Source organism: Cyclonatronum sp. (genome assembly GCF_022565315.1).
Classification (GTDB): domain Bacteria; phylum Bacteroidota; class Rhodothermia; order Balneolales; family Cyclonatronaceae; genus Cyclonatronum.
The window spans coordinates 1-7,274 of sequence record NZ_JAIUMX010000151.1 but is presented as its reverse complement, the minus strand read 5'-3'; the positions used below and the strand labels follow the sequence as shown (position 1 = coordinate 7,274).

The 7,274-nt window shown below is 53.5% G+C and carries 7 protein-coding genes; all 7 read right to left on the bottom strand.

Features of this window, described 5'->3' with window-relative positions:
• Positions 1–677 (bottom strand): ABC transporter ATP-binding protein (locus LAT75_RS14675; protein ID WP_291483433.1); only part of this gene is annotated, 677 nt, incomplete at its 3' end.
• Between the two features lie 126 nt (positions 678–803).
• Complete coding sequence (locus LAT75_RS14670) at positions 804–1,166, bottom strand: four helix bundle protein (RefSeq protein WP_291483432.1); 363 nt, start codon at positions 1,164–1,166, stop codon at positions 804–806.
• A 148-nt stretch (positions 1,167–1,314) separates the two neighbouring features.
• A complete protein-coding gene (locus LAT75_RS14665) occupies positions 1,315–2,523 on the bottom strand; it encodes an FtsX-like permease family protein (protein WP_291483431.1) in 1,209 nt (402 codons plus the stop codon).
• 15 nt (positions 2,524–2,538) lie between these two features.
• The gene (locus LAT75_RS14660; RefSeq protein ID WP_291483430.1) at positions 2,539–3,759 is read right to left on the bottom strand and encodes an ABC transporter permease; all 1,221 of its coding nucleotides are present in this window, start codon (positions 3,757–3,759) and stop codon (positions 2,539–2,541) included.
• Positions 3,760–3,867: 108 nt separating this feature from the next.
• On the bottom strand, positions 3,868–4,617 hold the full coding sequence (locus tag LAT75_RS14655; RefSeq protein WP_291483429.1) for an outer membrane lipoprotein-sorting protein: 750 nt from the start codon (positions 4,615–4,617) through the stop codon (positions 3,868–3,870).
• 33 nt (positions 4,618–4,650) lie between these two features.
• On the bottom strand, positions 4,651–5,157 hold the full coding sequence (locus tag LAT75_RS14650) for a hypothetical protein (RefSeq protein WP_291483428.1): 507 nt from the start codon (positions 5,155–5,157) through the stop codon (positions 4,651–4,653).
• A gap of 140 nt (positions 5,158–5,297) precedes the next feature.
• Positions 5,298–7,274, bottom strand: a 1,977-nt coding sequence (locus LAT75_RS14645) for a response regulator (protein WP_291483427.1), incomplete at its 5' end; no start/stop codon positions are given.

The window sequence follows — 7,274 nt, the reverse complement described above, 5'->3', positions numbered from 1 at the left end:
CGCTCATCGCTGTGGATGGCGCCGTCAACCATGGTTACGACCCGGCGGGCGCGGTCGATTACGCGCTGATCGTGCGTGGAGAAGATGAAAGTGATGTTCTGCTCGCGGTTCATTTTCTCCATGATGTCGAGCAGGTTCATGGCCGAGGCCGAGTCGAGATTGGCGGTAGGCTCATCAGCGAGGATGAACTTCGGTCCGGATGCCAGGGCACGTGCAACGGCAACCCGCTGCTGCTGCCCCCCGCTCAGCTGCTTCGGCCGGGCATCAAAGCGGTCGCCCAGCCCCACGGCTTCGAGCAGCGCCTTCGCACGCTCGTCCATCTCAGCTTTGCTCCGGTTTTGCAGCAGCATGATGAAGCTCACATTCTCCAGCGCAGTGAAAACCGGAATCAGGTTGTAGTGCTGAAAAACGAAACCGATGTTTTGCAGGCGGAAATCAATCAGGGCACTGTCTTTCATGCCGGTGATGTTGTTGCCGTCCACTTCAACAGTACCGGAGGTAGGCTTATCAAGCCCGCCCAGCATATTGAGCAGCGTCGTTTTACCGGAACCCGAAGGCCCGACGATGGTGGTGAATTCCCCCTTCTCAAAAGAAACCGAAACATCTTTGAGCGCATGCACCGGAACGGTGTCGGGGTTGTAGATTTTAGAGAGACTGGAGGTTTTTACGATACTCATTTTTTTTCAGTATGTCAGTATTTAAGTATGTCAGTGTGTCATTTTTCAGATACAGGTGTAATTTGTATCTGAGTGGATTTGAATTATAAGTTCACGTTTTTTGAAAAAAATAAAATCAAATTGAATCTAAAGTTTTTGTTCAGCTCTTCTGACGATTGTGTAGAGTATTCGACTCAGTTCATCAGCGTCCTGATACATTTTCTCGAATTGTTCCTTTGTCAAATACCCGGTGTCCTTCAAAAGGTTTAGCCAGTATTTAACTTCCAAAGATTCTTTATAAGAAATGTACATCTTGGCGTTAAAATCAGCCTTTGAAATCGCTCCGTTTGCTTCCGCTATATTGGCACCAATGCTTGTTCCCGACCGAAGAATTTGTCGGGCCATCGCATATTCTTTATGCACACTATTAAGTTGCTTGTGCAGGAAAACAACCTGCACAGCAAACTTGTAGGCTTTGTTATAAATATTGTTGTTCAACCCGTGACTCATAATAAATCAAAATTAGTTTCAGTCAAATGAAAAGTATGCTTCACATTAGAGCTACAAAACACGAATTCCTTTCAAAAAAAGCTCTCTTAGAATTAAACAACTATCGACACACTGACACACTGACATACTGACATACTGACATACTGATTTATTGGATCACCGAAATTTTTGTCGCTTTTATCGCCGGATACAAAGATGCCAGCAGCGTCACGAAAATCACAATCAGGCCGATGCTCACAAATTCGCCGGTGCTGAGTATGGGGAACACGAGGTGATCCCAGCCGAGCTCGGCGGTTCCTTCTGCGAACATTTCGAAGTTGATCCCGCTTGCGCTGAAGTGCCGGATGCTCAGCAGCGCGAGGGCGAAACCCGCCGCTGCCCCGGTGAGGGTTAGCAGCACGGCTTCCAGTACTATCATCATAAAAATGCGGACGCGGCTCATGCCGATAGACAGCAGCATGCCTATTTCCCGCATCCGCTCAAACAGCGCCATGAGCATGGTGTTGAGGATGCCGAAGGCCAGCGCCAGCATGATGATCATGGTTACGATATACAGCATCAGCCCGCCCAGCTGCACCAGGGTGCTGAGCTCGGGGGAAATCTCGGTCCAGGTCTGGGCGCGGATTTCCGGGAAGGCCGCGTTAAGGGCTTCGGCGAGTGCCGGGGCATCGTCGATATCGTAGAGCAAAACGCCGGCTTCATGATACAGCGGCACTTCGGAGAGATGCCGGGCGAGGTCCGATGCCCGTACGAGCACGGTCGTTTCATCATACTCGGTAGAGGCCGAGCGAAACTGCCCCACAATGTTGAAGGCCGCTGAAGTAAGTTCGCCTTCCGCGGTTTCGAAGGTGAGCACAATCCGGTTGCCGATCCGCAGCCGGTGCTGTTCCAGCAGAGCTTCGCCCAGCAGCACGGGGTTGCGGATGCCCTCCGTATTCAGGTAGCTGCCTTCCGTAACGCGCTCATGGAAAGTGGTTGTGTTGATTTCCCGCTGCGGATCAAGACCGCGTACGCGCACGCCCGAGGTTTTTACCGGAGATTGCAGCATGGCATCAGCCAGTACGCGGGGTGCCCAGGCCTGAACGCGGCTGTCTTCGTCCAGAAAGCGGAACAGGGCTGCGGTGCTGCTCAGCGTATCGGCCGGCCGGCGCTCGGTGAGGAACTCAGGGTGATGCACCTGCAGGTGCGTGATTTCACTTTCAATCAGATAATTCACCCGCTGATGCAGCAGGCCGTTCATGGTGCCTACGGTTACAACTCCGGCCCAGAGGCCCGCGATAATAGCCGCAATCAGCACGCCGCTGCGGCCGGGATGGCGCCAGATGTTGCGCCAGGCGATGGTTAAAATCATTTTCATGGGGAGGGCCGTGGGTTAGGTTCGGGACGCATCAAGAATATTGAGCCGGAAAATTTTGATGAGCGGGAAGAGGAAGACCACCATCGCAATGCCAAATACGATCACACCCTGCATGTAGAACTGATCGGCGGCGAAGGAAACCGGCAGCACTGCCTCCCAGCCCATTTCTGTAATGGCTTCGGCTACGTCGCCGGTGAGCTGTATGGGTTTGTAGTGCAGGTACAGCAGCAGCAGCCAGGAAACGCCAATGCCCGAGAGCACCCCGATGATGCTGAGCATGAGGGTTTCCCAGAAAACGACCAGGGCAAGGCGGCCGCGCTTCATGCCTACGGAAAGCAGCATGCCGAATTCGCGCATCCGCTCCAGGGTCATGGTGAGGATGGTACCGAAGAAGCCAAAGCCGATCACCAGATAGAGCACCGCCCCGAGGAAGTAGGCGCCGGCAAGATCGAACTCCAGCAGCTGAAGCAGCTCGGGTATCATTTCGGGCCAGGTATAGGCGATGAGATCGGCTTCGTGCAGCCGGCTGTTCAGCGCGGCCGCGACGGCATCTTTGTGGCGGTCGGCATCCATTTCGATGAGCAGCGCGGTTACGTGTTCTTCGGCAGACAGCAGGAACTGCGCCTCAGCCAGCGGCAGGTACACCATCTGATTGTTCAGGTCGCGCAGCGGGTGCTGCACAATGCCGCTGATTTCGTACAGTGCATTGGCCGACATCCCGAAGCGGCCCTGACCCAAAAGCAGGATGGTGTCGCCGGTGCGGAGCTGCAGCCGCCGGGCCAGCCCTTCGCTGATTACGGCCATTTGCTCGCCCTGCTCAAAAAAGCGTCCTTCAATCAGCAGGTCTTTCAGCCCGTTGAAGGCGTGCTCCTGCTCAGGCTCAATCCCGAGTACCAGCGCGCCGCGTGTTGCGTGGTCGTTGCCGGCCAGCATGAAGGTTTCAATGCGCGGGATGAGCGTGCCGATGCGCGGATGTGCCTCCCTGATTTCGCGCAGCAGCGCTTCATCCAGCAGAAAGGCATTGTCGAGAGAGGCTTCTTCGTCGTAGCGGTAATCCTGCAGCTGCACATAGCCGGTATGGAAGCGCACCATGTTATCCACCATGATTTCATGTGAGCCGCGGTTGAGCGACTGCATGAGGATGGCGGCAAAAACCGCAAACACGATGGCGGAAATGGTGATGAGCGAGCGTTTGGGGTTCCGCCACAAGTTCCGCCAGGCAAGTTTCAGATACATAAGCTTGAGGAGTTGAAGGCCCTGCCCGGTCATAAACCGGATTTCCGGTGTGATGCCGGCAGGGGGTTTCGGGTAAGAGCGGGGTGAAAAAGGCGTTCGTTTTTCTGCTTAGCGCAGCCGCTGCATGTTTCTCTGGGTGAAGAAATCTTCGCCTTCACGAATACCGAAGCGGAGCTCCCGGTATTGCAGCACGGTTTTCTGATCGCGGTCGGCGGGGATAACCGTGAGCCGCCCCGGGAGGGTGCGGCCGCCGAGGGTCCGGATGTCGTCAAAGAGGATGGTTTGGGCAAGTTCACCGCGCTGATCGAAGTTCTCGACGCGCAGCTGAATGAAGTCGGTCTGGCAGATCCACATCAATACGTGGCCCCAAACTACTGCGGCATCGGGGTCGGGCACGAGGCGGATCACCCAGGCCTGCCGCCCGTCAACGGTTTCTTCGCGCAGCAGCTCGTGGGTGTAATCATCAATAACGGAGGTTTCGCGCACGAGGTCGTCGTTGGTGAAATCGGAGCCCATCCACGATTGGGCCATCATGGAGGGTGGCATGCGGATGGTGCGGTCAACGCCTGGTACGTAGTTCCAGATTTCGTTGTCGCGCTTGAGGAAGGTCGTGCCCTCATCGCGGGCGGGTGCGGTAATCAGAATCATGGAGTGCGTGTTGCCCAGCGCCCAGCTGCGGATGCTCACTTCCCGGGTATAGCGGGGGCGCTCGATGGTCATGGTCATTTCAGCGTAGCTCGATTCGCCCCGCATGGTCTGATCCATCTGCCGGATGATTTCTTTGGGATCTGCATCCTGTGCGGCGGCTGTCTTCAGCAGCAGGCTTAGCAGGATGAACATAAGCACGGTTGGTTTCATGGTTTTTGAAGGGGGTGTAGGGTGATGGGGTTCTCAGCCGTCGCGCGTTTTGGTGCCGTTTTCCCGTGTTGCGTGTGCGGCGATGTTCGGGTTGCTTTCCCATTGCCGGATGGCTTCTTCAATCGGTTGCTGAATCCACCGGTAAAATCCGGCTGTTTCCTGCAGCCATGCGCCGGTTTCGTCGTTTCGGTTTTTGAGCTGCGCGGCTTTGTCGAGCAGCCCTCCGAACAGGTCGAACAGCCTGAACCGGCTTCGGATGAGGTCTCCGGGACGGTTCCGGCTGATGCGGTAGTACGTTTTACGGTCGCCGGGCAGGCTCACGGCTTCGATGAAGTGCGTATTCACCAGCATTTTCATGGTAGCGCTGATGCTGCCCTTGCTGGCACTTAGGGTGTCGCGGATGTCATCGAAGGAGACGGCATCTTGATCACACACCATCAGGTAACCGAAAACGCGCCCGGCCATGCGGGTGAGTCCGAAGGTTTCCATCAGAAGCCCGGACTCTTCAATAAAGGCTAATTTGTCTTTTGTAATATCCATATTCAAATATACGCACATTGTTTAAAAGGTTCAATAAAAAATGAACCAAATGAACAGACTAAAAAACCTGTCAGTAACCCGGCGCAGGGCTCGTCATCATCACACATCCCGTCAAAAAAAAGAGAGAACGGAAGCGGGGCTCAGCTATTCCCTAAATAATATTTTAGCTGCCGTTCGAGCTCGCCTACGTTTATGGGCTTGCTGAGGTAATCGTTCATGCCGGCCTCGAGGCAGCGTTCTTTTTCTCCTTTAACTGCGCCGGCTGTTAGGGCAATGATGATGGTTTTGTCGTCAAGGTAATTAAAACGGATGCGTTCGGTTGCTTCATAACCGCTCATTTCGGGCATTTGTACATCCATTAAAATAAGGTCGGGGCGGTCTTCCTGATAGAGGAGTACAGCCTCTTTACCGTCAGCGGCTTCAGAAATCCGGGCATTGGGCATAAACTTTTTTACGAGTGCCCGTGCGAGAACCATGTTTGCGCGGTTGTCGTCGGCAATAAGTACGCGGAAAATCCGGCTTGTAACCCAGTGCGGCTTTAAATCTTTGGCAGCTCCTTTGGTTACCGCTGCAACAGAGCGCAATCGGGCGAGTGCATCATAAAGCTGTTTGCTGCTTACCGGTTTGCTCATCTGCCGCTGAATATCGTACCGGGCACAGGCTTTAAAGATGACTTTATCGTTGGCATCGCTGTGCAGCAGCAGAATCGGAAGTTGCTGCGAGTTAATGCCAAGATCTTCCCGAATGTTCCTGATCATTTCAATACCATCCATTTCGGGCATATGGTAATCGGAAATCAGCGCATCATAACTGCCAGAGAAGCTTTTGAGGTGTTTTATAGCCTGCTCGCCGCTGCTAAAAACAGTACATGAAATGTTGCGGCTTTCCATCACTTTTTGGAGGATGCGGGCATTATTGTCATTGTCATCAACAATAAGCACCGAAGAAATTTTCTCAAGATCGTAGCTCTCCGCACGTTTTTCGCGGCTATAGGGAAGGGTTACATCAAACCAGAACCGGCTGCCTTTCCCTTCCTCGCTCTCAAGCTCGAGGGTACTGTCCATGAGTTGCAGCAGGCTGTTTGAGATAGCAAGCCCCAGCCCTGTGCCGCCGTATTTGCGGGTAGTTGAGCCGTCGGCCTGCGCAAAGGCGTTAAAAATCTGATTTTGCTTCTGTCGTGCTATGCCGATTCCGGTATCACGAACTTCAAAACGCAGGGTAACAGTATGAAGGCCTTCGGGCGGGGTGTGCTCATCTATCACCAATACTGAAAACTCGATTTCGCCCTGTTCGGTAAACTTGGCAGCATTGCCCAGGAGGTTAATCACGACCTGCTTTAACCGGATAGAGTCGGCCCAGATAAACGGAGGTGATTTCTGATCGAGGTTAAGTAAAAACTCCAGATTGCTTTTCGCTATTCTGTAGCGTAGGATATCCGCAATCTGCTCGCACATTTCCACAAAGTCCGTTTTTTCAATGTAGAGCTCAAGCTTGCCGGCTTCAATCTTTGAGAAATCGAGAATATCGTTGATGAGCTCGAGCAGCACTACGCCTGAGTTATGGACTGAGTTTAGGTACTGCCCCTGTACCTCATCGAGCTCGCTTTGCAGCAGCAGCTCCGAAAAGCCGATGATGCTGTTGAGCGGAGTGCGGATTTCGTGGCTCATATTGGCCAGAAACTCAGATTTTGCCACGTTGGCGGCTTCTGCCTGCCGTTTGGATTCGATGAGCTCGAGGGCAGCTTTCTTTTCGGCATCCACATCCTGAATGGTGCCATACAGGCGCACGCACTTATCCTTATGAAATTCAGAGTAGGCAATTACGCGAATCCAGACTTCTTTACCGGTTGTGGTAATGATCTGAAAATCATGATCGAGCGAGCGGCCGTATTTCATGGCATCGAAGCTCAGCTGCCGCAGCAGTTCCCGGTTCTCGCCTTCTTTATAGAACTGCACAATATTTTCAGGGTTGGGGATGAAGTCATCACCCACTTCATGAATTTCGCGGGTCACTTTCGACCAGGTCATGCGGTTACGTATCAGGTCAATTTCCCAGCCGCCAACCCGTGAAACCTGACTGATCTGATCGAGCATCTTCCGGGCCCGGTACAGCTGCTG

Excerpts from the sequence above, each read along its gene's own strand:
- LAT75_RS14665 (WP_291483431.1), bottom strand. The coding sequence starts at position 2,523 with ATGAAAATGATTTTAACCATCGCCTGGCGCAACATCTGGCGCCATCCC.
- LAT75_RS14650 (WP_291483428.1), bottom strand. The coding sequence starts at position 5,157 with ATGGATATTACAAAAGACAAATTAGCCTTTATTGAAGAGTCCGGGCTT.
- LAT75_RS14655 (WP_291483429.1), bottom strand. The coding sequence starts at position 4,617 with ATGAAACCAACCGTGCTTATGTTCATCCTGCTAAGCCTGCTGCTGAAG.
- LAT75_RS14670 (WP_291483432.1), bottom strand. The coding sequence starts at position 1,166 with ATGAGTCACGGGTTGAACAACAATATTTATAACAAAGCCTACAAGTTT.
- LAT75_RS14660 (WP_291483430.1), bottom strand. The coding sequence starts at position 3,759 with ATGTATCTGAAACTTGCCTGGCGGAACTTGTGGCGGAACCCCAAACGC.